Below are 25,814 nucleotides of genomic sequence, written 5' to 3'. Positions count from 1 at the left end.
CCTACCCCTCCGTAGCCGCCTACCCTGGTCCCGATGACCCGCAGATCCCACATCCCGCCCGCGCCCCTCCCCCAGCAGGCCGGTATCGACCCGGTCCGGATGCGCCTGCCCCCCGACCACGAGGGCCGCTGGCCCACCCTCGGCGCCTACCTGACCGAGCGGTACGCCGGCACGCGCGGCTCCGAGTCCATGGCCCGGCTCCTCGCCGGCGGCCGGGTGCTGGGCGAGGGCGGGCGGGTGCTGCGGCACGAGGACCCGTACGAGCCGGGCGGCTGGCTCTGGTTCCACCGGGACATGCCGCCCGAGCCGCCCGTGCCCTTCCCGATCGGCGTGGTCCACCGCGACCGGCACCTCCTGGTGGTGGACAAGCCGCACTTCCTGGCGACCACCCCGCGCGGCTCCCACGTCACCGAGACCGCCCTGGCCCGGCTGCGCCGGGAGCTGGACCTGCCGCAGCTGAGCCCCGCGCACCGCCTGGACCGGATGACCGCCGGGCTGGTGATGTTCAGCATCCGGCCCGAGGACCGCGGCGCCTACCAGCTGCTGTTCCAGCAGCGCCGGGTGCGCAAGGAGTACGAGGCCCTCGCACCGCACGACCCCTCGCTGGAGCTGCCCCGGCTGGTCCGCAGCCACATCGAGAAGACCCGCGGGGTGATGGCGGCGGTCGAGGTGCCCGGCGCCGAGCCGAACGCCGAGAGCCTGGTCGAGCTCACCGGCGTACGGGACGGGCTGGGCCGCTACCGGCTCACCCCGCACACCGGCCGCACCCACCAGCTGCGGGTGCACATGAACTCCCTGGGCCTGCCCATCCTGGGCGATCCCGTCTACCCGGTGGTGGCCGGGGCCACGGATCCGGCGGACTACCGGCGCCCGCTCCAGCTGCTGGCCCGGACCCTGGCCTTCACCGACCCGGTCACCGGCGTCGAGCACCGGCTGGAGACCGGGCTCACCCTCCGGGCGTGGGAGGACCGGCCGGGCTGGGAGGCGGGCCCGGCGGCGTGAGCCCCGCGATCCGCAGGGCGGCGTCGGCGGCCGCCTCCGCGAAGGCCGCGACCGGCCGCTCCGGATCGGAGCGGCGGACCAGCATGACGCCCTCGATCAGGCCGAAGAGCAGGTCGTTGCGCAGGGCCAGCCCGCCCCGCTCCCGGGCCAGTTCGGCGGCGGCGGGGGTGTCGGCGAGCAACGCCCGGTAGCCGTCGCGCAGTTCGCCGCGCATGCGCCGGAACCGGGCCAGCCGGTGCCCCCTCAGCTCGGGCAGCAGGTAGAGGGCGCCCAGGTCGTAGGGGCCCCCGCACAGCAGCAGCACGTCCGAGCGGCACAGCTCCCACAGCCGCAGGGCGGCGGGCCGGGCGGTGTCGGCGAGCAGCCGGCGGGAGAGCGCCAGCGAGGGCGCGACCGTGGACTCCATGAGTTCGGCGAGGAGTTCCTCCTTGCCGCCGAAGTAGTGGTACATCGTGGCCTGGCGCATTCCCGCCCGTTCGGCCACGGCCCGGGTGGTGGTGGCCGCGTACCCCCGGACGGTGAACAGTTCGGCCGCCGCGCAGAGGAGTTCCTCGCGCGGCGGCCTGCCACTGTCCGGTCTCAGCCGGTCGGCGCGCGGCCGACCGACCCGTCTCGGACCCTCGCCCGTTCCCCCGCTCATACGCCCGATCGTCGCACAGGACACCGGCGGACGATCATGGCTAGAGGTCAGATCCGGCCATCAGGGGCTTCGGACGAAGCCCCAAAAGGGCCTGGACACGACCTAGCCGACCGAGCTGTAGGCCACTACGCCCCGCAACAGGGCGTCGACGGCCTTGCGGGCGTTGCGCGCCACCGTGCTCCCGCCCGCCGAGGACGGCGGGGCCGTCGAGGCGGGGGCGGCCTGCGCGATCTGCCCGAGGACGTCGATGACCTGCTTGCACCAGCGCACGAAGTCGCCGGCCGGCATCTCCGCCTCGCGCAGCACCTCGTCGAGGCTCTTGTCGGAGGCCCACTGGTAGGCCGCCCACGCGAAGCCGAGGTCCGGCTCGCGCTGGCCCACGCCCTCCGCCTGGTTGATGCGGTGCTCCTCCTCCAGCGCGTCGAGCCGGCCCCAGATGCGGACCATCTCGCCCAGCGCCGTCTTCGCCGCGCCGTTCGGCACCTTCGGCGGGGCCGCGTCGTCGGACTGCCGCGCCTCGAAGACCAACGCCGAGACACAGGCGGCCAGTTCGGCGGGGCTCAGGCCCTCCCAGACGCCCTCGCGCAGGCACTCCGAGGCCAGCAGGTCCAGCTCGCCGTAGAGCCGGGCCAGGCGCTTGCCGTGCACGGTGACCTCGTCCTCGCGCAGGTAGTCCAGCTCGGTGAGCAGCGCGTGGATCCGGTCGAAGGTGCGGGCGATGGTGTTCGTCCGGCCCTCGATGCGCCGCTCCAGCTGCTGCGTGTCCCGCTTGAGCCGGTGGAAGCGCTCCGCCCAGCGGGCGTGGTCCTCGCGCTCGTCGCAGCCGTGGCAGGGGTGTGCCCGCAGTTCGGCGCGCAGCCGGGCGATCTCGCGGTCGTCGGCCGCGGCGGCCCGGCCGGGCCGGTGCCGCTTCGGGTCGACGTGGCCGGCCTTGTTGCGCAGCGCCGTCGCCAGGTCCCTGCGGGACTGCGGGGAGCGCGGGTTGAAGGTCTTGGGGATCCGCATCCGGTCGATGGCCTCGACCGGGACCGGGAAGTCGATCGCGGCGAGCCGCTTGACCTGCCGTTCGGCGGTGAGCACCAGCGGGCGCGGGCCTTCGTGGTACTCGTGGCCGCGGTGCCCGTTGCTGCGGCCGCCCGGCACGCCCGGGTCCAGGACCAGTGCGAGCCCGGCGAACTTGCCCGTCGGGACGTGGATGACGTCGCCCGGCTTGAGCTTCTCCAGCGAGCTCGCGGCCTGGGCCCGGCGCTGGGCCGCGCCCTGCTTGGCGAGGTCGGTCTCGCGGTCCTTGAGGTCGCGGCGCAGCCGCGCGTACTCCTCGAAGTCCCCGAGGTGGCAGGTCATGCCCTCCCGGTAGCCGTCCAGGCCCTCCTCGTTGCGCTGGACCTGGCGGGAGATCCCGACGACCGAGCGGTCGGCCTGGAACTGCGCGAAGGAGGTCTCCAGCAGTTCGCGGGAGCGGTGCCGGCCGAACTGGGAGACCAGGTTGACGGCCATGTTGTACGAGGGCTTGAAGCTGGAGCGCAGCGGATAGGTGCGGGTGCCGGCGAGCCCGGCGAGCTGCACCGGGTCCATGCCGCGCTGCCACAGCACCACCGCGTGGCCCTCGACGTCGATGCCGCGCCGTCCGGCCCGGCCGGTGAGCTGGGTGTACTCGCCGGGGGTGATGTCGGCGTGCTGCTCGCCGTTCCACTTGACGAGCTTCTCCAGGATGACCGTGCGCGCGGGCATGTTGATGCCGAGCGCGAGGGTCTCCGTGGCGAAGACGGCCTTGACGAGGCCGCGTACGAACAGCTCCTCGACGACCTCCTTGAAGGTCGGCAGCATGCCCGCATGGTGCGCGGCGATGCCCCGCTCCAGGCCTTCGAGCCACTCGTAGTAGCCGAGGACGTGCAGGTCCTCCGCGGGGATGGAGGCGGTCCGCTCCTCGACGATCTCGCGGACCTGCAGGCGCGCGGTGTCGTCGTTGAGCCGCAGGCCCGCGTACAGGCACTGCTGGACGGCGGCCTCGCAGCCGGCCCGGCTGAAGATGAAGTTGATCGCGGGCAGCAGGTTGTCGTTGTCGAGGCGGGCGATCACCTCGGGGCGGCCGGGCGTCCAGATCCGGCTGCGGGAGCGGCGTTCGCGCTCGCGGTCGGCCTCGCGGACCATCTTGCCGCGCCGCCGGTCCTTGGGGCTGTAGCCGCGGCTGTTCTCCTCGCGGGCCATGCGCAGCAGGTCGGGGTTGACCTCGCGGCGGGCGGAGCCGCGGCCTCCGTGGTCGGACTCCTCCTCGAAGAGGTCGTAGATCCGCCGGCCGGCCATGACGTGCTGCCACAGCGGTACGGGGCGCTCCTCGGAGACGATAACCTCGGTGTCGCCGCGGACGGTGTCGAGCCAGTCGCCGAACTCCTCGGCGTTGGAGACGGTCGCGGACAGCGAGACGAGGGTCACCGACTCGGGGAGGTGGATGATCACTTCCTCCCAGACGGCTCCGCGGAACCGGTCGGAGAGGTAGTGCACCTCGTCCATGACGACGTAGCCGAGGCCGCTGAGCGCCTGGGAGCCCGCGTAGAGCATGTTGCGGAGCACCTCGGTGGTCATCACGACCACGGGGGCGTCGCCGTTGACGCTGTTGTCTCCGGTCAGCAGGCCCACCTTGGCGGCGCCGTAGCGCTTGACGAGGTCGGCGTACTTCTGGTTGGACAGGGCCTTGATGGGCGTCGTGTAGAAGCACTTGCGGCCCTGCTGGAGGGCGAGGTGCACGGCGAACTCGCCCACGATGGTCTTGCCCGAGCCGGTCGGGGCGGCCACCAGGACGCCCTTGCCGGCCTCCAGTGCCTTACAGGCTTCGATCTGGTACGGGTCCAGGTCGAATTCGTACATCTCGCGGAAGGGGGCCAGGGCGGAGGCCTCTTCGGCGGCGCGGATCCGGGCAGCGGCGTACCGCTCGGCGGGTGAGAGTTCTTCGGTCATCTTGTCTTCGAGACTACCCGCCGCCTCTGACAACAGTCGCGATCATTTATGTGAGGAGCCGGACCGCCCCGGGGACGCACTCGGCGGTCACCGGGAGGGCGCCCAGCGGCTCCCCGTCGGCGTAGGCGGTCAGGTCCGGGGCTTCGAGGGTGACCTTGGCGGCGCGGTGCACGGTGACCTTGGGGTGGGACAGGTGCGTCCCCTTGTAGACCTGCGGGAACACCTTGAGCAGGGTGCCGCGGCCGCAGTCGCCGACCACGGTGACGTCGAAGAGCCCATCGTCGGGCAGGGCGTCGGCGCATATGCGCATCCCGCCGCCGTACGAGGTGCCGTTGCCGACGGCGACGAGGGTGGCCTCGGTCTCGATGACCGGGCCGTCGTCGAGGGTGATCCGGTACGGGAAGGGCCGGAAGGCGGCCAGCTCCAGGGCGATGGCCAGGTCGTACTTGAAGCGGCCCAGCGGCAGCCGGGTCCGGTTGCCGCGGTCGTTGACCCGCGAGTCGAAGCCGGAGCACAGCACGGTCCCGTACCAGCTGCCGGCCACCCGGCCGAGGTCGATCTCCCGGATCCGGCTCTCCTTGAGGGCTTCGGCGGCCAGCCGCCCGGCGCCGGCGGGATCGCGCACGGGCAGTCCGAGGGAGCGGGCGAAGTCGTTGCCGGTGCCGACGGCGACCACCCCGAGCGGGACCAGCGTCCCGGCCAGGGCCTGGAGGGCGAGGGAGACCATCCCGTCGCCGCCCACCGCGATCACCGCGCCGGTGCCCTCCCGGACGGCGGCGCGCAGCCGGGCCAGTGCGTCGGCGGCGTCGGTGCCGACGACCGTCCGTACGGAGAACCCGGCCGCCCGGAGCGCGGAAGCGGCCGGCTGCGCGGCGTGCGCGCCCCGGCCGCGTCCCGCGGTGGGATTGACGAAGAGGGTGATCTCAGCGCTCACCCCCGGAATCTACCTGTCAGGTGGCGTCGTCGTAACCGTTGATCTGGCGGCGTCCGCCGTCGTCCTGGCCGGGCAGCGCGGAGGCCGACGGGGCCGCTTCCGCCGCACCGACGGGGGCGGGGGTCAGGTCCAGCTCGGAGGCCTCGTCGTCGTCGAGCCCGGCGTCGGGGTCGTTGCGCCGGCGCCTGCGGTCGTTCAGCAGGCAGATGCCGAGGGCGATGAAGTACAGGGCCACGATCGGGGCGGCCAGCGTGAGCATGGTGAGCGGGTCGCCGGTGGGCGTCGCGAACGCCGAGAAGATCGTGATGCCGAGGACCATGGCCCGCCACCAGCTGCCCAGCCGCTTCGCGGTGAGGACGCCGGTGAAGTTGAGCAGCACCAGCATCAGCGGCAGCTCGAAGGCCAGGCCGAAGACCACGACCATGCGCGTGACCAGGTCGAGGTAGTCGTCGACCGGGAGCAGGTTCTTGACGTGGTCGGGGGTGAACCCGAGGAGGATCTCCGCCGTCTGCGGAAGGATCTTGTACGCGAGGACCGCGCCGGCGATGAAGAGGGGCGCGCCGACGGCGACGAAGCTCAGCGCGTACTTCTTCTCGTTGCGGTGCAGGCCGGGGGCGGCGAAGGCCCACAGCTGGTACAGCCAGACCGGGGCGGAGAACACGATGCCCGCGGACAGGCCGACCTTCAGCGCGATGGAGAAGGGCGCGGTCAGGCCGTTGGTGGTCATCTCGGCGCAGGGGGCGCCGTTGCGCTGGTGCGTGGCGCCTCCGGTGCAGCCCACGGACGACAGCATCGGCTCCAACAGGAAGTCGATGATCGGCCGGTAGAACCAGGCCGCGACGACCGTGATCACGACGATCGCCACCACCGACTTCAGCAGCCGGTTCCTCAGCTCACGCAGGTGCTCGACGAGCGGCATCCGCCCTTCGGCGTCCTTCGCCTGCCGGTCGTTCTTCCCCTGCTTGCGGGCAGACTTGAGCAACCCACGTCCCTTGTCTCGTTGCAGATGACTGTCGTGGCGGGCGACCGCCGCGCGTCAGGCCTGGGTGGTGCGGTTCGTCTCGTTCACCGGCCGGGCGCTGGTGACGTCACCGGGCGCGGCCTGGATGGTGCGCGGGGCGGCGGCGGGCTGCTGAGCGGCCTGGTCGGCGGCGGGGGCGGCGGTGGCCTCGGCCTCGCCGTCCTTCTTCATCGCCTTGGCCTCGCTCTTGAGGATGCGGGCCGACTTGCCGAGCGAGCGGGCCATCTCGGGGAGCTTCTTGGCGCCGAACAGCAGAACGATGACGGCGATGATCAGAAGGATCTCAAGGGGCTTCAGATTGCCGATCATGTGTGTCTTCCTTACTCACCGAAACGGCTGGTTTGTGGTGGCCTGCCGATACCGGACAAAGATCCGGTACCGCTCTGACATGGATCGTAACCCCCACGGGTTAACGCCCGGCAATCCCCGGGGGTCTCCACGATTGCCTGCCGCACCGACGGTACGGGTCCGGCTCCGCGGTTTCCATATCCAGAGGACTACGTGCTCGTGGCGCGGCCGCTACGGAGCCGCCGCCCGCCCGGCCCGGGCGAGGTCGGCGGCGGCCCGTTCCAGGTCGCCCGAGGCCTCGGTGATCCGGCGGCTGGCCAGCGCGACCTGCCCGGACAGCCGCCGCACCTCCAGGAAGACCCGCAGGGCGAGGACGGACAGGACGGCGAGCCCGAGGAATCCCAGGGCGATCGCGAGCATCGGCCACAGCATGCCGAGAAGCCTAGCGCCCCGCCCTCAGACGCTTCGCAGGGTGCTCACTCCCCCGCCGGTCAGCAGCTCCACGATGCGCTCACCGGCGGGTTTGCGGACGGCGGCCGCGCACTCGGGGCAGGTGAAGGAGTAGAAGGTGGCGCGCCGGCTGCCGCCGATGGCCAGGCGCAGCGCGTCCGCCGCGAGCTCGAAGCGCGCCCGGCACTCGGGACAGGCTGCCTTGAACGTGACCGGTACGAGACCTGCTGATCGCGACATCGCTCCCCGCTCCCTCTAGACCTGTTCCCCGTACCCCGCGAGTGCTTCTCCAGCGGCCTTCCGGGCGCTGTCCGCCAGCTCCGGCGGCGACACGATCCGCCCGTCGCGGCCCAGGCGCAGCGCCAGCCGGCGCAGCGAGGCCGGGTCGGGGCTGCGCAGCGTGATCCTCAGGCCCCCGTCGGCCAGCTCCTCGGCGCTGTCGTGCGGGTAGTACTCGGCGACCCAGCGGCCGCCGGGGCCCACCTCGACCACCACCTCCGGATCCTCGGCGGCCGGCTGCACCAGGCCGACGGACAGGTCCCGGGGCTCGATGGCGGGCGGCTCGGCCCGCTCGTCGAGGAGCCGGATCTCGGCGACCCGGTCGAGCCGGAAGGTGCGCCGGGCCTCGGAGAGGTGGCACCACCCCTCCAGGTAGGTGTGCCCGACGGCGAAGAGCCGGATCGGGTCGACGGTGCGCTCGGTGAGCTCGTCGCGGGCGGGCGAGTAATAGCGCAGCCAGAGCCGGCGCCGCTCGGAGATGGCCCGGTCGACGTCGGCGAAGACCCCGCCCTCGGACTCGAAGGTCACCGACAGCCGGGAGCTGGCCCCGGCGGCCTCGCCGGCGGCGGCCTCCAGCTTGGCGGTGGCCCGCAGCAGCGCGTCCCGGTCGCTCTCGCGAAGCCCCGGCAGGGTCGCGACCGCGCGGGCGGCGACCAGCAGGGAGGTGGCCTCGTCGGCGGCGAGCCGCAGCGGCTCGGCGGTGGACTCGCCCGAGGCGTCGGCGTTGTGCCACCAGATGCGGTCGCCGTCGGTGTCGATGTCGAGCAGGTCCCCGCCGCGGAAGCTGGTGCCGCACATGGGCAGCACGTCGAGGTCCGAGATCAGTTCGTCCTCGGTGATCCCGAAGGCGCGGGCGACGTCCGCGACGTGCGCGCCCGGGCGCTCGCGCAGGTAGGTCACCAGGGACAGCATCCGGCGGGTCTGGTCGATGGCGTTGGCGGCCATGCTGCTACGTCTCCCCCTCAGGGCGTTGCTGCTGTTGTAGTTCGGGTTCAGCCCTGGGCGACGGCGCGCAGCCGGTCCACCACGTCGGCCCGCAGGTCGGCCGGCCCCACCACGACGACGTCCGGGCCGAACTCCACGAGCCAGGCGTCCAGCCCGTGCCCGTAGGGGATCTCCAGCTCGTCCCAGCCGTCGCCGCCCTCGCGCACGGCGGTGGCCTTGGCCCGCAGCGGGTAGCCCGCCCCGGAGCGCAGCCGGATCAGCGCCGACCGCTCGGCGCCCTCCCCGGCCCAGGCCGCCACGGTCTCCCGTACGGTCACCACGTCCGGGACCTCGGCGGTGTACTTCCCGGCCCGGGAGCGGACCTTCCCGGTGATCCGGGAGAGCCGGAAGACCCGCTCCGCCCCGCGGTCGCGGTCGTATCCGGCCAGGTACCAGTGGCCCCGCCAGCACTCCAGGGCCCAGGGCTCCACCTGCCGGGGCTCGGGCCGCGCCGCGTTGGACTTGCGGTACTCGAAGACCACCGGCCGCCGGTCGCGGCAGGCCAGCATCAGGGGCTCGAAGGCCGCCTCGTGGACGGGGATCCGCGGCTCGATGGCGCTGTGCTGGCCCTCGTACGGGTCCGAGGCCTCCGGCATGCCGCCGGCCCGGAGCTTCTGCAGCGCGCCGCTGGCGGCCCCGGCCAGGCGGGCCTGCTGCCACACCTTGGCCGCCAGCCCCAGGGCGGCGGCCTCCTCGGCGTCCAGGGAGACGGGCGGCAGCCGGTTGCTGTCCCGGCGGGCCAGGTAGCCGGTCTCGCCCTCCAGGTTCTCCACGGTCTCGATCACCAGTCCGAGCTCGCGCAGGTCGTCCTTGTCGCGCTCGAACATCCGGTTGAAGGACTCGTCGTTCCCTGCTTCGAGGTAGGCCTCGATGGAACCGCGCAGCTCACGCTTGCTGAGGGGACGGCGCGTCCCCAACAGGCACAGCGCCAGGTTCATCAGCCGCTCGGCCTTGGCGATCGCCATCGACGCCCTTCCCCCCACTCCTGGACACACACTCGTGACCGTTGACCGTACCGCCCCCGCGGTCCCCGGCAAAAGCGAGGGCCCCCGCCTCACGGCGGGGGCCCTCGATGATCACAGCGGGTGAGATCAGACGCCCATCAGGTCGCAGACGAAGATCAGCGTCTCGCCCGGCTTGATGGCGCCGCCGGCGCCACGGTCGCCGTAGGCGAGGTGGGCCGGGATCGTCAGCTTGCGACGGCCGCCGACCTTCATGCCCTGGATGCCCTGGTCCCAGCCCGGGATGACCTGGCCGATGCCCAGGATGAACTGCAGCGGGGCGCCGCGGTTCCAGGAGGCGTCGAACTCCTCACCGGAGGAGAAGGCCACGCCCACGTAGTGGACGGAGACCTTGTTGCCGGCCTCGGCGACCGGGCCGTCACCCTCCCAGATCTCCTCGATGACCAGGTCGGTCGGGACCGGACCCTCGGGGAAGTCGATCTCGGGCTTCTCGAGCTCGCGCACGGAACTGCTCCTCATACGTACGAAACGATGTACAACCGGAACAGTCTTACACTGCTCCGACGATGTCCACGACGAAGACGAGCGTGGAGTTGGCCGGCAGGTCCTCACCCTTGGCCTGGTCCTTGTACGCCATCTCCGGCGGGATCACCAGCAGCACGCGGCTGCCGACCTTCTTGCCCACCAGGCCCTTGTCCCAGCCCTCGATGACCTGACCCTGGCCGATCTTCGTCGAGAACGGCTGGCCGGTCTTCCACGAGGTGTCGAAGAGCTTCGCCGAGTCCTTGCCCTGGTTCGGGGCCCACGCCGCACCGCTGTACTGCATGTACACGGTCTGGCCGTTCTTGACCTCCGGACCCTTGCCCTCGATCAGGACCTTGTCGACGAGCTCCTTCGGCGGGTCGTTCTTCGGGACCGCGATCGTCGCGGCCTTGTCCTCGTCGGCCTTCACCTGCGGGAGGTCTGACGGGATCGGCGCCTGGGTGCCCTCGGCCTTCTTCGGCAGCACGGAGTCCAGGTCGAGGACGAACACCAGGTTGTCCTTCGGACCGACGCCCAGCTGCGGCTGGCCCTGCTCACCGAAGGCCGCCGCCGGCGGGGCGACGACCAGGACGCGGCTGCCGACCTTCTTGCCCACCACGGCGTCGCTGAACAGCGGCAGGATCTGCGGCGAACCGGCCGGGACCACCAGCGGCTGGCCCTCGGGGTCGTAGGAGCCGCTCAGCTCCTTGCCGCTCTTCCAGACCTTGCCCGTGTACTTCGTGACCACGAGATCGTCCTTCTTGATCTCCGGCCCGGTGCCCTCCTTGACGGTGTTCACCACGAACTTGCCGCTCGGCTCGCCCTTGGGAACGGTGATCTCCGCCTTCTTGCCGGCCTCACCGGCGACCGTCGGCATCGGGTCCGCCGACGCCACCGGCTTCGGCACCTCGGTCTTGCCGGCACTGGCCGACGGGGACGCCGAGGACTCCTTCTTCGAGTCGTCGCCCCCTCCGCAGGCCGCGGTGAGCATCAGAGCCGGCACGATGAGCGCGGCAGCAAGTCGGCGTCGCACAATGGTCCTCAGGGTCGCTGGAATGGTCCGTCGTAGCGGCCCACTCTACGGGCTGACCCCTGCGCGACAAGGCCGTGGCGTGCGAGAACCCCGCACGCCACCGCGTACGGGGTCCCCGGCCGCACCGCGTCACATGCCGGCGATGAGCTTCTCCACCCGGTCGTCGACCGACCGGAACGGGTCCTTGCACAGCACCGTGCGCTGCGCCTGGTCATTGAGCTTCAGGTGCACCCAGTCGACCGTGAAGTCCCGCCGCTGCTCCTGCGCCCGGCGGATGAAGTCGCCGCGCAGCCTGGCCCGGGTGGTCTGCGGGGGCACCGACTTGCCCTCGAAGATCTTCAGGTCGTTGCACACCCGCGCCGCCTGCCCCTTGCGCTCCAGCAGGTAGTACAGGCCCCGGCGACGGTGGATGTCGTGGTACGCGAGGTCTATCTGGGCGACCCGCGGGTTGGACATCGTCATGTTGTGCTTGGCCCGGTAGCGCTCGATCAGCTGGTACTTCATCACCCAGTCGATCTCGGTGCCGATCCGGTCCAGGTCCTGCGTCTCGACGGCCTCCAGGGTGCGGCCCCACAGCTCCAGGACCTGCGCCACGACGCCGGTGTTGATGCCCCGCCGGTCGGCGAAGTCGAGGGCCTTGTCGAAGTACTCCCGCTGGATCTCCAGCGCCGAGGCCTCCCGGCCGCTGGCCAGGCGCACCTTGCGCTGGCCCGTCAGGTCGTGGCTGACCTCGCGGATCGCCCGGATCGGGTTCTCCAGGGTCAGGTCCCGCATCACCGTCCCCGCCTCGATCATGCGCAGGACGAGGTCGGTGGCGCCCACCTTGAGCAGCATCGTCGTCTCGGACATGTTCGAGTCGCCGACGATGACGTGCAGCCTGCGGTAGCGCTCGGCGTCGGCGTGCGGCTCGTCGCGGGTGTTGATGATCGGCCGGGAGCGGGTCGTGGCGGAGCTGACGCCCTCCCAGATGTGCTCGGCCCGCTGGCTGACGCAGTAGACCGCGCCCCTGGGCGTCTGCAGCACCTTGCCCGCGCCACAGATCAGCTGACGCGTGACGAGGAACGGAATCAGGATGTCCGCGAGGCGGGAGAATTCTCCGTGCCGGGCCACGAGATAGTTCTCGTGGCAGCCGTACGAATTGCCCGCCGAGTCGGTGTTGTTCTTGAAGAGGTAGACGTCGCCCGCGATTCCTTCCTCGTGCAGGCGGCGTTCGGCGTCGACGAGCAGGCCTTCGAGAATGCGCTCGCCCGCCTTGTCGTGAGTGACCAGTTCGGTCAGGTTGTCGCATTCCGGTGTTGCATATTCCGGATGCGAACCCACGTCGAGGTAGAGGCGGGCGCCGTTCCGCAGGAACACATTGCTGCTGCGGCCCCATGACACGACACGGCGGAAGAGGTAGCGCGCCACTTCGTCAGGAGACAGTCGGCGCTGTCCCCTGAACGTGCACGTGACGCCGTACTCGTTCTCCAGCCCGAAAATGCGGCGGTCCATGACTGAACATTACGCCTTCTGCACTCTTCTGAAACCGAGTTCGAGAACGGCGTTCAGGTCAGTTTTTGATCAACGGCTCCCGGGCGGGCTCCGCCACGGCCTCCGACGACCCCGCCACGGCCCGGCTGCGGCCCGTGCCGGCCATCGCCCGCTGAGTGAGCATCAGCACCAGCAGCGCCGCCGCGCCACCACCGCAGGCCACCGCGAAACCGGCCGCCACACCGCCCCGTTCCAGCGCCGGACCCGCCGCCGCCGTACCGATCGCCGCGCCGACCCCGAAGAAGGTCACCAGCCAGGAGAAGGCCTCCGTCACCGTGCCCGCCGGCGCGTGCCGGTCCACCACGATGAACGCGCACGCCAGCGAAGGCGCCAGGAACACGCCCGCCAGCGCCGCCAGCGCCGTCATCGCCACCGGACCCACGTCCAGCAGCAGCGGCAGGTAACAGACGGCCAGCAGCGCCACCAGCAGCCGCAGCCGCCGCTCCGGCGCCCCGGCCCACTGCCGCGCACCGTAGAACACGCCGCCGACCAGCGCGCCCAGGCCCAGCGCCGCCATCAGCCAGCCGTACACCGCCTGGCCGCCGTTCTCGTCGGCGTACGCCACCGCCGCCACCGCGATCGAACCGAGCGCCATGCCGACGAAGAAGAACGCGCCCAGCAGCGCCAGCAGCCCGCGCGAGCGCAGCGCGCCCAGCCAGTGCGCCTCGCGCGGCGCCGAACGCCAGGTCCGCGAGGGCTCCGAGAGCACCACCATCAGCACGCCGAGCAGCCCGATGCCGTTCAGCACCAGCAGCGCCACGGCCGGGGACCACAGGGACACGCACAGGGTCACCAGCAGCGGTCCGACCGTGTACATGATCTCCTGGGCGACCGCGTCCATCGCGTACGCCGCGTGCACCCGCTCCTCACGGCCGCCGAGCACCCCCGGCCACAGGGCCCGCAGACCGCCCTCCAGCGGCGGGGTGAAGAGGCCGGAGAGCACCATCGCCGCGTACGCCGCGACCACCGAGTCCGTACCGGCCACCGCCAGCCAGACCATGCCCGCCGCCGACACCAGCGCCGCGGGCAGCTGCACGCGCGGCTGCCCGTACAGGTCCACCGCCCGGCCCAGCAGCGGCTGGCCGACGGCGTTGGCGAGGCCGTACACGGCCGCCAGCGCGCCCGCCAGGCTGTAGCTGCCGCCCTGGTCCCGGACGAAGAGGACGATCGCGATCGCCGCCGTCGCGTTCGGCAGCCGGCCTATCAGCGTGCCCGCCAGCAGCCTCGCGGCGTACCTGGTCCTGAGCAGCTCCGCGTAACCCGCGGCCATGACCGCCCCCTTCTGCCCGGATCGTCACCGGGGTAATACGTATAACGAGACACGTCATACGTACCATGGCGGCAGACCCGGGGTCCACCCGGAGGACCGCCCGCACCCGCCCCACCTCGCATTTCAGGAGCAACCTGTGACGAGACCCACCAGCCGCGACGTCGCCACCGCCGCCGGGGTCTCCCAGGCCACCGTCTCCCTCGTCCTCGGCGACAAATGGCGCGGCCGCGTCTCCGAACGCACCGCCGGCCTCGTCCGCGAAGCCGCCACCGCCCTCGGCTACCGCCCCAACCTCGCCGCCCGCAACCTCCGCCTCGGCAGCACCCGCACCGCCCTCCTCGTCGTCCCCGCCCTCACCAACGAGTTCTTCGCCCGCGTCTACACCGGCGCCGCCCGCGTCGCCGCCGAACACGGCTTCGGCGTCGTCCTCTACCCCTCCCCCGAAGGCACCGGCCCCGCCCGCGACCCCTTCGCCTCCGCCCGCGCCGCCCTCGACGGAGTCATCGCATCCTCCATGGCCACCGACGCCCTCGACGCCCTCGGCGGCGACGGCCTCCCCCTCGTCATGCTCGACAGCGACCCCACCGCCGGCCGCGCCGCCGCCCACGTCAACCTCGCCATCACCGACGGCATGCGCCAGGTCACCGAACACCTCCTCGGCCTCGGCCACCGCCGCTTCCTCCACCTCGCCGCCGACGTCGACTCCTGGACCTTCGACATCCGCGCCGAAGCCCTCGCCGCCCTCCTGCGCCCCCACGCCGCCCTGCGCACCGCCCGGGCCGCACTCACCGTCGACGCCGCCCGCACCGTCGCCGGAACCGCCCTGGCCCACCCCCGCGACCGGCCCACCGCCGTCGTCTGCGACGACGACATCCTCGCCGCCGGCGTCTGCAAGGCCGCCCGCCGCCTCGGCCTGCGCGTCCCCGAGGACCTCTCCGTCACCGGCGTCGACGACCTCGCCCTCGCCACCGCCGTCGAACCCGAACTCACCACCGTCGCCCTGCCCGCCGAACGCGTCGGCGAACAGGGCATGACCGCCCTCCTCGCCGTCCTCGACGGCACCCCCTGGACCGCCCCCGAGATCCCGGTGCACCTCACCGTCCGCGACTCCACCGGCCCCGCGCCGGCCGTCTAGGCACGCGAAAGCCCCGGCCCGCCCCATCGGGGCGGACCGGGGCCCACGTACCCACGGCCTACTCGGCGTCGTCCTCCGACACCTCGTCGTTCGAGACGGCATCCGCCTGCGCCGCCGCCGGAACGTCCGCCTCCAGCAGCCGCGCCAGCTGCCGGCCGCGGATCCGCTTGAACTTGCGCTGCTGCGACCGCGTCCGGTCCAGCACCGCGACCTCCAGCCGCTCCGCCGGAATGGTCTTGTCCGCACCGTTCGCCTGGCTCGACAGCGCCTGCACCGCCAGCTTCAGCGCGTCGGGCAGGGTCATCCCGTCCTGGTGGCGCTGGTCGAGGTAGGTGCTGATCTGCTCGGCGTTGCCGCCGACCGCGACCGAGCCGTGCTCGTCCACGATCGAGCCGTCGTGCGGCAGCCGGTAGATCTGGTCCCCGGCCGCCGTCGCGCCGACCTCGGCGACGACCAGCTCCACCTCGTACGGCTTCTCACCGGCCGAGGAGAAGATGGTGCCGAGGGTCTGCGCGTACACGTTCGCCAGACCGCGCGCCGTCACGTCGTCACGGTCGTAGGTGTACCCGCGCAGGTCGGCGTAGCGCACGCCGCCGATCCGCAGGTTCTCGTACTCGTTGTACTTGCCGGCGGCCGCGAAGCCGATCCGGTCGTAGATCTCGCTGAACTTGTGCAGCGCGCGGGACGGGTTCTCGCCGACGAACACGATGCCGTCGGCGTACTGCAGCACGACGAGGCTGCGGCCGCGGGCGATGCCCTTCCGGGCGTATTCCGCCCGGTCGGCCATGGCCTGCTGGGGTGACACATAGAACGGAGTCGACACCGGTTATCCGTCCCTTTCTTCTGGGCGACGAGACGAGGACTGGTCAGAGCAGGGCGGCACGCGGTCCGTCGGGCTCCTGGAGCCGACGGTCCGTCACCTTGCGGGCGAGCTCCTGCGACTCGTCCTCGTCCAGCCTGCGGAAGCCCTCGTCGGTGATGACGGTGACGATGGGGTAGATGTGGCGGTACAGGTCCGGCCCGCCGGTCGCCGAGTCGTCGTCGGCGGCGTCGTACAGCGCCTGCACGACCAGCGTGGTGGCCTGCTCCTCCGACAGGTCGGGGCGGTAGAGCTTCTTCATCGAACCCCGGGCGAAGATCGAACCGGAGCCGGTGGCGGCGTAGCCGTGCTCCTCGGAGCGGCCGCCGGTCACGTCGTAGGAGAAGATCCGGCCCTTCTCCTTGGCCTCGTCGTACCCCGCGAAGAGCGGGACGACGGCGAGACCCTGCATGGCCATCCCCAGATTGCTCCGGATCATGGTCGAGAGCCGGTTCGCCTTGCCCTCCAGCGAAAGGGTCGCCCCTTCCACCTTCTCGAAGTGCTCCAGCTCCAGCTGGAACAGCTTGACCATCTCCACGGCCAGGCCGGCCGTACCGGCGATGCCGACCGCGGAGTACTCGTCGGCCGGGAACACCTTCTCGATGTCCCGCTGCGCGATCATGTTCCCCATGGTCGCCCGCCGGTCACCGGCGAGCACGACCCCGCCGGGGAAGGTCACGGCGACGATGGTCGTCCCGTGCGGCGCCTCGACGATCCCCTCGGGCAGCTTCCGGTTCCCCGGCAGCATCTCGGGCGCGTGCGCGCCCAGGAAGTCCATGAAGGACGACGACCCCGGCGTCAGGAAGGCTGCCGGTAGACGCCCTGTGCTACGAGTGTTGGGTTCCACAGGTTTCCTTCCACGTAAGCGGCTGCACGCCGTATGACGTCCGGCCGATCCTTGAACTGCCCCAAGGCTGCGTTGCAGCTGAAGCACAGCACGCCTCGGACCTTACCCGTCTGATGATCGTGATCAACGTGCTCGGCGGGAGCCTCCCGACAAAGGAGGCACACCCCGCCTTGCGCCGCGATCATGCCATCACGCTCGGCTTCGGTGATGCCGTAGTGACGCTTGAAGTAAGAAGCCCGGTTTCGTTGTGCCCGGCACTCCCGGCAGTAACTGGCCCAGCCGTCCGAGCTGCTCTTGTTGCGCTCCCATTCGGAGTGGGGCTTGATCTCCCCACACTGGGGACACCTCTTGTGGCCGGACGGCACGGGTATCTTGGCCCGGACCGTCCGCCCCTTCGCCTCTTGACGCGCCTTGTAGTGCTCGGCTTGGCACTCGCGGCAGTACGCCTGAAGGCCGTCCCGCATCGAACGATTGCTCGCAAAGCCCTCGCGCGGTTGAACTCGCTTGCAGCGCGAGCAGCGCTTCATGCCCTCGGGGGCCGTTTCGGCCACCACACCCCCCACACCTTCAGTTCGAAGGTCAAATGGCCAAACTAACCCCTACTGGCCACCCTTTTGCACGAACGACCTCACGAAATCCTCGGCGTTCTCCTCCAAGACGTCGTCGATCTCGTCGAGGACCGAGTCGACGTCGTCGGAGAGCTTCTCCTGCCGTTCCTTGAGGTCGGACTGCGCTTCCGCCGCCTGCTCCTCGACCTCTTCGGTCGAGCGAGTGGCCTTCTGCTGTCCGCCGCCGGTGTCCTTGGTCGCCATGTCTACCTCACCCCGCTCGGTTCGCACGCTCACACGGAGAGACCCCGGGATTCGGGACCTCTCAAGATCAGACCCTACGTCGGACCCTACAAGGAGGGCCCGGCATTCGTCCCCGTACTTTCACAACGTCCGGGTGCCTTCATGATTCCCTGGCCGGGGCCCTTTCAGGCCCCGAAGGCGCCACTCACTGCCCCGAAAGCACCCGCACCAGGTCCTCCGCCGTGCGGCAGCGGTCCAGGAGCTCCTTGACGTGGTTCCGGGTCCCCCGGAGGGGTTCCAGGGTCGGGACCCGCTGGAGGGAGTCGCGGCCCGGGAGGTCGAAGATCACCGAGTCCCAGGAGGCCGCCGCGACGTCGTCCGCGTACTGCTCCAGGCAGCGGCCGCGGAAGTACGCCCGGGTGTCCTCCGGCGGCTTGCTCTCGGCCCGCTCGACGACCGTCTCCTCCAGCAGCCGCTTCATCTTGCCGCGGGCGACCAGGCGGTTGTACAGGCCCTTCTCGGGCCGTACGTCCGAGTACTGGAGGTCCACCAGGTGCAGGCGCGCCGCGTCCCAGCCCAGTCCGTCCCGGCGCCGGTAGCCCTCCAGGATCTCCCGCTTGGCGATCCAGTCGAGCTCCCCCGCCAGGCTCATCGGGTCGGTCTCCAGCCGGCCCAGTACGTCCTCCCAGCGGGTCAGGACGTCCTTGGTCTGCTCGTCCGCGTCCGTCCCGAAACGCTCGTCCACGTACTTCCTGGCCAGCTCGAAGTACTCCATCTGGAGCTGTACGGCGGTCAGGGTGCGCCCGCTGCGCAGCGTGATGAGGTGCTGGAGGTCCGGGTCGTGGGAGACCTGGTGGAGGGTGCGGACGGGCTGGTCCACGGCGAGGTCGACGCTGATGAAGCCGTCCTCGATCATGGACAGGACGAGCGCGGTCGTGCCGAGCTTGAGGTACGTGGAGATCTCGGAGAGGTTCGCGTCGCCGATGATCACGTGGAGGCGGCGGTACTTCTCGGCGTCCGAGTGGGGTTCGTCGCGGGTGTTGATGATGGGCCGCTTGAGGGTGGTCTCCAGCCCGACCTCGACCTCGAAGTAGTCCGCCCGCTGGCTGATCTGGAAGCCGTGCTCGCGGCCGTCCTGGCCGATGCCGATGCGGCCGGCCCCGGTGACGACCTGGCGGGAGACGAAGAAGGGGGTCAGGTGGCGCACGATGTCCGAGAAGGGGGTCTCCCGCTTCATCAGGTAGTTCTCGTGCGTGCCGTAGGAGGCGCCCTTGTTGTCGGTGTTGTTCTTGTAGAGGTGGATGGGCTGGGCGCCGGGCAGCTGGGCGGCCCGTTCGGCGGCCTCGGCCATGATCCGCTCGCCGGCCTTGTCCCAGAGCACGGCGTCGAGGGGGTTGGTGACCTCGGGCGAGCTGTACTCGGGGTGGGCGTGGTCGACGTAGAGGCGCGCGCCGTTGGTGAGGATGACGTTGGCGAGGCCGATGTCCTCGTCGGTCAGCTGGCTGCTGTCGGCGGCCTCGCGGGCGAGGTCGAAGCCTCGGGCGTCCCGCAGCGGATTCTCCTCCTCGAAATCCCAGCGGGCGCGTCGCGCCCGGTGCATCGCCGCCGCGTAGGCGTTGACGATCTGGGACGAGGTGAGCATGGCATTGGCGTTCGGGTGCCCCGGAACGGAGATCCCGTACTCCGTTTCGATCCCCATTACTCGCCGTACGGTCATGCGGCCCTCCTTGCCCGGCGGCGCTCCCGTTCGGGAACGGCGCTCAAGTACCGCTGGTGCTCCGGTGCGTCGTGTGCGGTGCCCGTCCCCGCACTGCGCGACCGGCGGTACGGAAGAGCCTAGAACCACTCCGCGCTGGTGGGGAGATCATTTCAGTCATTGACTTCGCCTTGTCCCCGGCTGAAAAAGGCGGGCTGAAGGCTGGCGGTAATACGGGGCGGTAAAGCAGTCGGCCGCGGGTGCCGTGTGAGGCACCCGCGGCCGCCTCGCTCTGTCAGAGGTACTGACCTGTGTTCGCCACCGTGTCGATGGAGCGTCCGGTGTCCGCGCCCTGCTTTCCGGTGACGAGCGTGCGGATGAATACGATCCGCTCGCCCTTCTTTCCGGAGATGCGGGCCCAGTCGTCCGGGTTGGTGGTGTTCGGCAGGTCCTCGTTCTCCTTGAACTCGTCCACGCAGGCCTGGAGGAGGTGGGAGACCCTCAGGCCCTTCTGGTTGTGTTCGAGGAAGGCCTTGATGGCCATCTTCTTGGCCCGGTCCACGATGTTCTGGATCATGGCGCCGGAGTTGAAGTCCTTGAAGTAGAGGACTTCCTTGTCGCCGTTGGCGTACGTGACCTCGAGGAAGCGGTTCTCCTCGGTTTCGGCGTACATCTGCTCGACGACGGTCTGGATCATGCTGTGGACGGCCACCTGGGGCGAGCCCGAGTGCTCGCTGAGGTCGTCCGTGTGGAGCGGGAGCGAGGCCTTGAGGTACTTGGCGAAGATGTCCTTCGCCGCCTCGGCGTCCGGGCGCTCGATCTTGATCTTCACGTCGAGCCGGCCGGGCCGCAGGATGGCCGGGTCGATCATGTCCTCGCGGTTGGAGGCGCCGATGACGATGACGTTCTCCAGGCCTTCCACGCCGTCGATCTCGGCGAGCAGCTGGGGGACGATGGTGTTCTCCACGTCCGAGCTGACTCCGGATCCGCGGGTGCGGAAGAGGGATTCCATCTCGTCGAAGAAGACGATGACGGGGGTGCCCTCGCTCGCCTTCTCCCTCGCACGCTGGAAGACGAGGCGGATGTGCCGCTCGGTCTCGCCGACGTACTTGTTGAGGAGCTCGGGGCCCTTGATGTTCAGGAAGTACGACTTGCCGGCCGCCTGCCCGGTCACTTCCGCGACCTTCTTGGCAAGGGAGTTGGCGACGGCCTTGGCGATGAGCGTCTTGCCGCAGCCGGGCGGGCCGTAGAGCAGGATGCCCTTCGGGGGCCGCAGTTCGTGCTCCTTGAACAGGTCGGGGTAGAGGTAGGGGAGCTCGACGGCGTCGCGGATCAGCTCGATCTGGTCGCCCAGGCCGCCGATCTTCTCGTAGTCGATGTCCGGGACCTCTTCGAGGACCAGGTCCTCGACCTCGCTCTTGGGGACGACCTCGTAGACGTAGCCGGAGCGGGGCTCGAGCAGGAGGGCGTCGCCGGGGCGGATGGTGATGTCCAGGAGCGGCTCGGCGAGCCTCACCACCCTCTCCTCGTCGGTGTGCCCGACCACCAGGGCGCGCTCGCCGTCCTCGAGGATCTCCTTGAGGGTGACGATGTCCCCGGCCCGCTCGAACTCCATGGCCTCGACCACGTTGAGCGCTTCGTTGAGCATGACCTCCTGGCCGCGCCGGAGGTCTTCCGGGTCGACGCTGGGGCTCACGTTCACGCGGAGCTTGCGGCCGCCGGTGAAGATGTCGACGGTGCCGTCCTCGTTCGCCTGGAGGAAGACACCGAAGCCGGCCGGCGGCTGTGCGAGCCGGTCGACCTCTTCCTTGAGGGCCACGATCTGGTCGCGGGCCTCACGGAGGGTGTTCGCCAGTCGTTCGTTCTGCGCGGAGACGCCTGCCAGATTCGTCTGGAGCTCGACGATCCGCTCTTCGAGAATCCTCGTGTGTCGCGGAGAGTCGGCGAGCTTGCGTCGCAGGACGGCGATTTCCTGCTCGAGAAAGGCAACCTGGCCAGCGGGGTCCTCAGACCCTCGCCCGGGCCGGATGCCGCGGTTGATGTCGTCGTCGTGGGCTGCCACGGTCCTCACCTCCTCCAAGGGGAGCTGGACGCTTCCTGACCCTACCTGGGCTGGTGGTGATTGAAACCCCTAGATCACAAAGACGGTAGAGGTGTGTCCGATCTTCACCCTTGCGTACTCCCTCACGCCAAGGAAATACCCACCCTTCAACATCGGAAAGCAGCCGGTTGTAAGGTCGAACTGTTCAACACCCGTCAGGGCTCGCGCGACTTGCCGCGAGTCCCGTCCGGGGCGGATCACTCAGAGCAGGAAACGGCAGGAGATATGACCGTGCAGCAGGAGGCCCCGACGGGTGGTACCGACGGGGCCGGGGAGCCGCTGGAGGTCTGGATCGACCAGGACCTGTGCACCGGGGACGGCATCTGCGTGCAGTACGCCCCGGAGGTGTTCGAGCTGGACATCGATGGTCTGGCGTACGTGAAGAGCCCCGAGGACGAGCTGCTGCAGGAGGCGGGGGCGACCACTCCGGTTCCCCTGGTGCTCCTGCAGGACGTGGTCGATTCGGCCAAGGAATGTCCGGGCGACTGCATCCACGTGCGCCGCGTTTCGGACAGGGTCGAGGTGTACGGCCCGGACGCGGAGTGACGGTTCAAACGCGTCCGGCGGCCGAGTCCGTCAGCTCCTGGCGGAATTTCCCAACGGCCCAGCGCCACTTGGCGAGCTGCTTCACATCGGGCTCGTAGCGCGGCACGGAGGGTGACGAATAGCCCAGCAGCCGCGCCGTGACCTCGCCGTCGCGCACGGTGAGGTCCGTCACGGTCCGGCGGCGCCCGGCGTCGAGGAGGGTGGCGACGACCCGGGGGGCGGAGCCCTCCTGCGGGCCCTGGGCCAGTACGTAGAGCGCGTGGGGCGGGGTGCCGGAGCCGGCGTCGCAGCGGACGGCCGCCACGGTCTCGGGGCGGCCGTCGCCGTCGAGGTCGCCCTGGGCGGTCTCGGTGACGAGCTGCGGGGCTCCCTTGCAGTCCAGCGGGTACGCGGCCGCGTGCGCGTCGGGGGCGGTCGGGGCCGGAGCGGCCTCCGGGCCGTGCGCGGCGGTGGCTCCGGTGGCGCGGCCGGGCTGGAGCAGTCCGGCGCCGGCTATGACGGCGGCGAGGGCGGTGGCCGTGGCGAGCCAGTGGACGGGCCTGGTGCGACGGTGCGCCAGGTCGGTGGGGCTGTGCAGCACGCCGGGTGTCTCCTGTGCGAAGGCTGACGGGGAGCCAGCATCGTGCCACACGTCACACAGGAGTGGAACGGTCGGGTCCGGACCCGCACGACGCTGCTTCCCGACAACGAAAAGGCGCTGTGGCGCAGTTCCCGGTCGGTCCGGGGAACTGCGCCACAGCGCTTTCGTGTTGGGGTGCCCGCTCGGTGGAGCGGTTACGCGGAGCGGTCGCTGCCGGGGCCCTCGTAGTCCTCGCCGTAGGCGCCCTTGGAGGGGCGGCGGCGGCGCATCGGGGGCTCGACGCCGTCGGCGAGGCGGCGGGCGGTGACCAGGAAGCCGGTGTGGCCGATCATCCGGTGGTCGGGGCGGACGGCGAGGCCCTCGACGTGCCAGTTGCGGATCATCGATTCCCACGGCTGCGGCTCGGCGTAGCAGCCGAACTCGCGGATGGACTCGACGGTGCGCGAGAGCTGGGTGGTGGTGGCCACGTAGCAGCAGAGGATGCCGCCGGGGACGAGGGCCTTGGAGACGGCCTCCAGGCACTCCCAGGGGGCGAGCATGTCGAGGATGACGCGGTCGACGTCGGTGTCGGACAGGTTGTCCTGGAGGTCGCCCACGGTCAGCTGCCACGCGGGGTGCGGGCCGCCGAAGTAGCGCTCGACGTTGGCCGTGGCGATCTCGGCGAAGTCCGCGCGGCGCTCGTAGCTGTGGAGCATGCCCTGGTCGCCGATGGCGCGCAGCAGGAAGCTGCTGAGGGAGCCGGAGCCCACTCCCGCCTCCACGACGCGGGCGCCGGGGAAGATGTCGGCGAAGGCCAGGATCTGGCCCGCGTCCTTGGGGTAGACCACGGCGGCACCGCGGGGCATGGACAGGACATAGTCGGGGAGCAGGGGGCGCAGCGCGAGGTACGCGACGTTCCCCGTGGTACGGACAACACTGCCCTCGGGAGCACCGATCAGCTCGTCGTGGGGGAAGGAACCCTTGTGGGTGTGGAAATTCTTCCCGGCTTCGAGCGTGAACGTGTAGTGGCGGCCCTTGGGGTCGGTGAGCTGAACCTGGTCCCCGACTTCGAAGGGCCCGCGTCGGCGGGCGGCACCGGTCGGTTCGGACATGTGACCAGTGTATTGGGTTCAGGACTGGGGCCGCGCCATGGCCTTCACGAAGGCCTTCTCGACGTCGAGGGTGGACAGGACGCCGTAGATCTCGCCGGTGGGTTCGAGGACGAGGTACTCGGTGGCGGGGGTGGCGCGGAGGTGGTCGAGGAGTTCCTCGCCGGTGAGGTCCGCCGAAACCTTCATGCCGTCGGTGAGGTCCTGGGCGAGGGTGCTGACGGCGACCCAGGGGCGGCGGTGTTCGGGGACGGAGGCGATGGCGGTCTCGCGGACGATGGCGGTGGGGTCGCCCTGGCCGTCGACGACGACGAGGGCGCGGGCTCCGGCCTCGTTGGCGCGGCGGAGGGCTTCGGAGAGGGGGGTGGCGGTCTGGACGGGGATGGCGCGGCGGGTGAGGGTGCGGGCGCGGAGTTCGGGGAGGTGCTGGCGCAGGCGCGCCATGCGCAGGCTGTTGCCGGCGCCGGTCCAGATGATCGCGGCGAGGATGGCGGCGAGGAGGGCGTCCATGACGGTGTCCATGCCGCCGATTTCCCGGGTGGGGTTGCCGAGGACGCCGGTCTGGGTGAGGAGGGGCAGTCCGATGAGGACGGCGACGGCGAGGGCGCGGCCGACCCAGGCGGCGGCGACGGTGCCGGTCATGGGTTTGCCGGTGATGCCCCAGATGACGGCGCGGAGCATGCGGCCGCCGTCGAGGGGGAGGCCGGGCAGCAGGTTGAAGGCGGCGACCAGCAGGTTGGAGATCATCAGGCCGGCGAGGAGGACGCCGGGGACGGTGGCGGGGTGGACGGCCTTCATGCCGAGGTAGAAGGCTCCGGCGAGGGCGAGGGAGAGGAGGGGGCCGACGAAGGCGAGGACGAATTCGCGGCCGGGGGTCTCGGACTCCTTCTCGATCTCGGAGACTCCGCCGAAGAACTGGAGCTGGATGCGGCGCACGGGGAGCTTGTAGCGGAGCGCGGCGATGGTGTGCGCCAGTTCGTGGACGAGGACGGAGGCGTAGAAGGCGACGGCGAAGAAGAGGGAGACGAGGTAGCGGGCGGGTCCGAGGTCGGGCAGGACCCGGTCGAGCTGGTCTCCGAAGACCCAGGTGATCAGTGCGGCGACGAGGAACCAGCTGGGCGAGACGTAGACGGGCACGCCGAAGGGGCGGCCCATGAGGATGCCGCCGCCCGGGTCGGAGCGCTTGGACCTGCGCTCGCCGGTTTCGTCGGTGTCTGCCACGGTTTTCCTTCGTTCGTGCGGTGCGTGCCGTGGGGGCCGCGTCGGGTCGGTGGCGCGGGGCCCTGTCGCGCGGTGTGATGCTCCGATCATGCAGTGCGAGGGCCCAGTAGTCGATGGTATGCGCGTGCTGTCCGTCCCGGGTCGTAGGGTTTTACGCATGACGACGACCCCCGGTGCCGGTTCCGCAGATGCTTCTTCGGGTGCTTCCCGGCCGACCTCGCTGTCCCCGTCGCGGGCCGGTGACTTCATGCAGTGCCCGTTGCTGTACCGGTTCCGGGTGATCGACAGGCTTCCGGAGAAGCCGAGTGCGGCGGCGACGCGGGGGACGCTGGTGCACGCGGTGCTGGAGCGGCTCTTCGATCATCCGGCGCACGAGCGGACGGTGCCGCGGGCGAAGGAGCTGCTGCCGGGGCAGTGGGAGCGGCTGCTGGAGGCGAAGCCGGAGCTGGCGGAGCTGTTCCCGGAGGGGGACGAGGGGGCTGGGTTGGCGCGCTGGCTGTCGGAGGCGGAGGCGCTGGTGGAGCGCTGGTTCACGCTGGAGGACCCGACGCGGCTGGAGCCGGTGGAGCGGGAGTTCTTCGTGGAGACGGAGCTGGAGTCGGGGCTGCGGCTGCGCGGGATCATCGACCGGGTGGACGTGGCGCCGACGGGTGAGGTGCGGATCGTCGACTACAAGACGGGCAAGGCGCCGCGGCCGGAGTACGCGGAGGGCGCCCTGTTCCAGATGAAGTTCTACGCGCTGGTGGTGTGGCGGCTGCGGCGGGTGGTGCCGCGGCGGCTGCAGCTGGTGTACCTGGGGAGCGGGGACGTGCTGACGTACGACCCGGTGCCGGCGGATCTGGAGCGGGTGGAGCGGAAGCTGCACGCGCTGTGGGAGGCGATCCGGGAGGCGACGGAGACGGGTGACTGGCGGCCGCGGCCGACGAAGCTGTGCGGCTGGTGCGACCACCAGGCGGTGTGTCCGGAGTTCGGGGGTACTCCCCCGGTGTATCCGCTGGTGGTGCGGCCCAGGGACGGGGCGGATCGCCCGGCCGGTTCCTGATCGTCCGGTCAGGGCAGAATGGGCGGCGTCCGCCGTTG

26 protein-coding genes are annotated in these 25,814 nt (G+C 70.8%); 4 read left to right on the top strand and 22 right to left on the bottom strand.

What is annotated here, in order from left to right:
• Positions 1 to 33 precede the first annotated feature (33 nt).
• Entirely contained in the window at positions 34 to 1,002 is a 969-nt protein-coding gene (locus OG553_RS27215) for a pseudouridine synthase (protein WP_405981491.1), read from the top strand.
• Here OG553_RS27215 and OG553_RS27210 read toward each other — a convergent pair.
• The 13 genes from OG553_RS27210 to OG553_RS27150 form a co-directional block, all read right to left on the bottom strand.
• Positions 947 to 1,642: a TetR/AcrR family transcriptional regulator gene (locus tag OG553_RS27210; RefSeq protein ID WP_405981490.1), complete on the bottom strand. Its 696-nt coding sequence runs from the start codon at positions 1,640 to 1,642 to the stop codon at positions 947 to 949. The two genes, OG553_RS27215 and OG553_RS27210, sit on opposite strands and share 56 nt — an antisense overlap.
• 102 nt (positions 1,643 to 1,744) lie before the next feature.
• Complete coding sequence (locus OG553_RS27205) at positions 1,745 to 4,597, bottom strand: DEAD/DEAH box helicase (RefSeq protein ID WP_405981489.1); 2,853 nt, start codon at positions 4,595 to 4,597, stop codon at positions 1,745 to 1,747.
• 46 nt (positions 4,598 to 4,643) lie between these two features.
• On the bottom strand, positions 4,644 to 5,531 hold the full coding sequence (locus OG553_RS27200; RefSeq protein WP_405981488.1) for a diacylglycerol kinase: 888 nt from the start codon (positions 5,529 to 5,531) through the stop codon (positions 4,644 to 4,646).
• Between the two features lie 16 nt (positions 5,532 to 5,547).
• Positions 5,548 to 6,513 carry a twin-arginine translocase subunit TatC gene (gene tatC / locus OG553_RS27195; RefSeq protein ID WP_405981487.1) on the bottom strand — a complete coding sequence of 322 codons (966 nt, stop codon included), beginning with the start codon at positions 6,511 to 6,513 and terminating at the stop codon, positions 5,548 to 5,550.
• Positions 6,514 to 6,567: 54 nt separating this feature from the next.
• Positions 6,568 to 6,861, bottom strand: a complete 294-nt coding sequence (tatA, locus tag OG553_RS27190; protein WP_405981486.1) for a Sec-independent protein translocase subunit TatA — start codon at positions 6,859 to 6,861, stop codon at positions 6,568 to 6,570.
• Positions 6,862 to 7,071: 210 nt separating this feature from the next.
• A complete protein-coding gene (locus tag OG553_RS27185; RefSeq protein WP_362472120.1) occupies positions 7,072 to 7,272 on the bottom strand; it encodes a hypothetical protein in 201 nt (66 codons plus the stop codon).
• A gap of 24 nt (positions 7,273 to 7,296) precedes the next feature.
• Positions 7,297 to 7,530 carry a hypothetical protein gene (locus OG553_RS27180; protein ID WP_007263172.1) on the bottom strand — a complete coding sequence of 78 codons (234 nt, stop codon included), beginning with the start codon at positions 7,528 to 7,530 and terminating at the stop codon, positions 7,297 to 7,299.
• Between the two features lie 15 nt (positions 7,531 to 7,545).
• Positions 7,546 to 8,514, bottom strand: coding sequence for a YafY family protein (locus OG553_RS27175; protein ID WP_007263173.1), 969 nt, complete (start codon positions 8,512 to 8,514; stop codon positions 7,546 to 7,548).
• A gap of 47 nt (positions 8,515 to 8,561) precedes the next feature.
• Positions 8,562 to 9,518 (bottom strand): helix-turn-helix transcriptional regulator, encoded by a 957-nt coding sequence (locus tag OG553_RS27170; RefSeq protein WP_405981485.1) that lies wholly within the window; start codon positions 9,516 to 9,518, stop codon positions 8,562 to 8,564.
• 126 nt (positions 9,519 to 9,644) lie between these two features.
• Complete coding sequence (locus OG553_RS27165; RefSeq protein ID WP_405981484.1) at positions 9,645 to 10,034, bottom strand: FKBP-type peptidyl-prolyl cis-trans isomerase; 390 nt, start codon at positions 10,032 to 10,034, stop codon at positions 9,645 to 9,647.
• A 31-nt stretch (positions 10,035 to 10,065) separates the two neighbouring features.
• Complete coding sequence (locus OG553_RS27160) at positions 10,066 to 11,070, bottom strand: FKBP-type peptidyl-prolyl cis-trans isomerase (protein ID WP_405981483.1); 1,005 nt, start codon at positions 11,068 to 11,070, stop codon at positions 10,066 to 10,068.
• A 129-nt stretch (positions 11,071 to 11,199) separates the two neighbouring features.
• Positions 11,200 to 12,561 carry a Pup--protein ligase gene (gene pafA, locus OG553_RS27155; RefSeq protein WP_405981482.1) on the bottom strand — a complete coding sequence of 454 codons (1,362 nt, stop codon included), beginning with the start codon at positions 12,559 to 12,561 and terminating at the stop codon, positions 11,200 to 11,202.
• A 58-nt stretch (positions 12,562 to 12,619) separates the two neighbouring features.
• A complete protein-coding gene (locus OG553_RS27150; protein WP_405981481.1) occupies positions 12,620 to 13,870 on the bottom strand; it encodes an MFS transporter in 1,251 nt (416 codons plus the stop codon).
• Between the two features lie 136 nt (positions 13,871 to 14,006).
• Here OG553_RS27150 and OG553_RS27145 point away from each other — a divergent pair, with 136 nt between their 5' ends.
• Complete coding sequence (locus OG553_RS27145) at positions 14,007 to 15,005, top strand: LacI family DNA-binding transcriptional regulator (protein WP_405981480.1); 999 nt, start codon at positions 14,007 to 14,009, stop codon at positions 15,003 to 15,005.
• A 58-nt stretch (positions 15,006 to 15,063) separates the two neighbouring features.
• On the opposite strand, the gene prcA is transcribed toward OG553_RS27145, so the two are convergent.
• From prcA to arc, 6 genes are all read right to left on the bottom strand, one after another.
• Entirely contained in the window at positions 15,064 to 15,828 is a 765-nt protein-coding gene (gene prcA, locus OG553_RS27140) for a proteasome subunit alpha (protein WP_362472096.1), read from the bottom strand.
• A 43-nt stretch (positions 15,829 to 15,871) separates the two neighbouring features.
• Positions 15,872 to 16,711, bottom strand: coding sequence for a proteasome subunit beta (gene prcB, locus OG553_RS27135; RefSeq protein WP_405981479.1), 840 nt, complete (start codon positions 16,709 to 16,711; stop codon positions 15,872 to 15,874).
• Entirely contained in the window at positions 16,663 to 17,238 is a 576-nt protein-coding gene (locus OG553_RS27130) for an endonuclease VII domain-containing protein (RefSeq protein ID WP_405983152.1), read from the bottom strand. The genes prcB and OG553_RS27130 overlap by 49 nt, the downstream gene beginning before the upstream one ends.
• Before the next feature lie 72 nt (positions 17,239 to 17,310).
• Positions 17,311 to 17,523: a ubiquitin-like protein Pup gene (locus tag OG553_RS27125; protein WP_042803062.1), complete on the bottom strand. Its 213-nt coding sequence runs from the start codon at positions 17,521 to 17,523 to the stop codon at positions 17,311 to 17,313.
• A 184-nt stretch (positions 17,524 to 17,707) separates the two neighbouring features.
• On the bottom strand, positions 17,708 to 19,219 hold the full coding sequence (gene dop / locus OG553_RS27120; RefSeq protein WP_405981478.1) for a depupylase/deamidase Dop: 1,512 nt from the start codon (positions 19,217 to 19,219) through the stop codon (positions 17,708 to 17,710).
• A gap of 274 nt (positions 19,220 to 19,493) precedes the next feature.
• Entirely contained in the window at positions 19,494 to 21,260 is a 1,767-nt protein-coding gene (arc, locus tag OG553_RS27115) for a proteasome ATPase (RefSeq protein ID WP_405981477.1), read from the bottom strand.
• Positions 21,261 to 21,524: 264 nt separating this feature from the next.
• Between arc and OG553_RS27110 the strand changes: the two genes are divergently transcribed.
• Entirely contained in the window at positions 21,525 to 21,845 is a 321-nt protein-coding gene (locus OG553_RS27110) for a ferredoxin (protein WP_405981476.1), read from the top strand.
• A 4-nt stretch (positions 21,846 to 21,849) separates the two neighbouring features.
• Here OG553_RS27110 and OG553_RS27105 read toward each other — a convergent pair whose 3' ends face one another.
• The 3 genes from OG553_RS27105 to OG553_RS27095 all read right to left on the bottom strand — a co-directional run bounded on the left by OG553_RS27105 (position 21,850) and on the right by OG553_RS27095 (position 24,824).
• The gene (locus tag OG553_RS27105) at positions 21,850 to 22,425 is read right to left on the bottom strand and encodes a hypothetical protein (protein ID WP_405981475.1); all 576 of its coding nucleotides are present in this window, start codon (positions 22,423 to 22,425) and stop codon (positions 21,850 to 21,852) included.
• 194 nt (positions 22,426 to 22,619) lie between these two features.
• On the bottom strand, positions 22,620 to 23,516 hold the full coding sequence (locus tag OG553_RS27100; protein ID WP_007263187.1) for a tRNA (adenine-N1)-methyltransferase: 897 nt from the start codon (positions 23,514 to 23,516) through the stop codon (positions 22,620 to 22,622).
• 18 nt (positions 23,517 to 23,534) lie between these two features.
• Positions 23,535 to 24,824, bottom strand: a complete 1,290-nt coding sequence (locus tag OG553_RS27095) for a site-2 protease family protein (protein ID WP_405981474.1) — start codon at positions 24,822 to 24,824, stop codon at positions 23,535 to 23,537.
• A gap of 67 nt (positions 24,825 to 24,891) precedes the next feature.
• Here OG553_RS27095 and OG553_RS27090 point away from each other — a divergent pair, with 67 nt between their 5' ends.
• Positions 24,892 to 25,776, top strand: coding sequence for a RecB family exonuclease (locus tag OG553_RS27090; protein WP_405981473.1), 885 nt, complete (start codon positions 24,892 to 24,894; stop codon positions 25,774 to 25,776).
• Positions 25,777 to 25,814 lie beyond the last annotated feature (38 nt).

The organism is Streptomyces sp. NBC_00158 (genome assembly GCF_045160885.1).
Taxonomy (GTDB): domain Bacteria; phylum Actinomycetota; class Actinomycetes; order Streptomycetales; family Streptomycetaceae; genus Streptomyces.
The sequence above is the reverse complement of the archived record's forward strand: the minus strand, read 5'-3'. Positions and strand labels throughout refer to the sequence as shown.

Bases quoted from the DNA above. Each gene is read 5' to 3' on its own strand.
- OG553_RS27215 (WP_405981491.1), top strand. From the start codon at position 34: ATGACCCGCAGATCCCACATCCCGCCCGCGCCCCTCCCCCAGCAGGCC.
- OG553_RS27210 (WP_405981490.1), bottom strand. From the start codon at position 1,642: ATGAGCGGGGGAACGGGCGAGGGTCCGAGACGGGTCGGTCGGCCGCGC.
- OG553_RS27205 (WP_405981489.1), bottom strand. From the start codon at position 4,597: ATGACCGAAGAACTCTCACCCGCCGAGCGGTACGCCGCTGCCCGGATC.
- tatA (WP_405981486.1), bottom strand. From the start codon at position 6,861: ATGATCGGCAATCTGAAGCCCCTTGAGATCCTTCTGATCATCGCCGTC.
- OG553_RS27185 (WP_362472120.1), bottom strand. From the start codon at position 7,272: ATGCTGTGGCCGATGCTCGCGATCGCCCTGGGATTCCTCGGGCTCGCC.
- OG553_RS27180 (WP_007263172.1), bottom strand. From the start codon at position 7,530: ATGTCGCGATCAGCAGGTCTCGTACCGGTCACGTTCAAGGCAGCCTGT.
- OG553_RS27175 (WP_007263173.1), bottom strand. From the start codon at position 8,514: ATGGCCGCCAACGCCATCGACCAGACCCGCCGGATGCTGTCCCTGGTG.
- OG553_RS27170 (WP_405981485.1), bottom strand. From the start codon at position 9,518: ATGGCGATCGCCAAGGCCGAGCGGCTGATGAACCTGGCGCTGTGCCTG.
- OG553_RS27165 (WP_405981484.1), bottom strand. From the start codon at position 10,034: ATGAGGAGCAGTTCCGTGCGCGAGCTCGAGAAGCCCGAGATCGACTTC.
- pafA (WP_405981482.1), bottom strand. From the start codon at position 12,561: ATGGACCGCCGCATTTTCGGGCTGGAGAACGAGTACGGCGTCACGTGC.
- OG553_RS27150 (WP_405981481.1), bottom strand. From the start codon at position 13,870: ATGGCCGCGGGTTACGCGGAGCTGCTCAGGACCAGGTACGCCGCGAGG.
- OG553_RS27130 (WP_405983152.1), bottom strand. From the start codon at position 17,238: ATGAAGCGCTGCTCGCGCTGCAAGCGAGTTCAACCGCGCGAGGGCTTT.
- OG553_RS27125 (WP_042803062.1), bottom strand. From the start codon at position 17,523: ATGGCGACCAAGGACACCGGCGGCGGACAGCAGAAGGCCACTCGCTCG.
- dop (WP_405981478.1), bottom strand. From the start codon at position 19,219: ATGACCGTACGGCGAGTAATGGGGATCGAAACGGAGTACGGGATCTCC.
- OG553_RS27110 (WP_405981476.1), top strand. From the start codon at position 21,525: ATGACCGTGCAGCAGGAGGCCCCGACGGGTGGTACCGACGGGGCCGGG.
- OG553_RS27100 (WP_007263187.1), bottom strand. From the start codon at position 23,516: ATGTCCGAACCGACCGGTGCCGCCCGCCGACGCGGGCCCTTCGAAGTC.
- OG553_RS27095 (WP_405981474.1), bottom strand. From the start codon at position 24,824: ATGATCGGAGCATCACACCGCGCGACAGGGCCCCGCGCCACCGACCCG.
- OG553_RS27090 (WP_405981473.1), top strand. From the start codon at position 24,892: ATGACGACGACCCCCGGTGCCGGTTCCGCAGATGCTTCTTCGGGTGCT.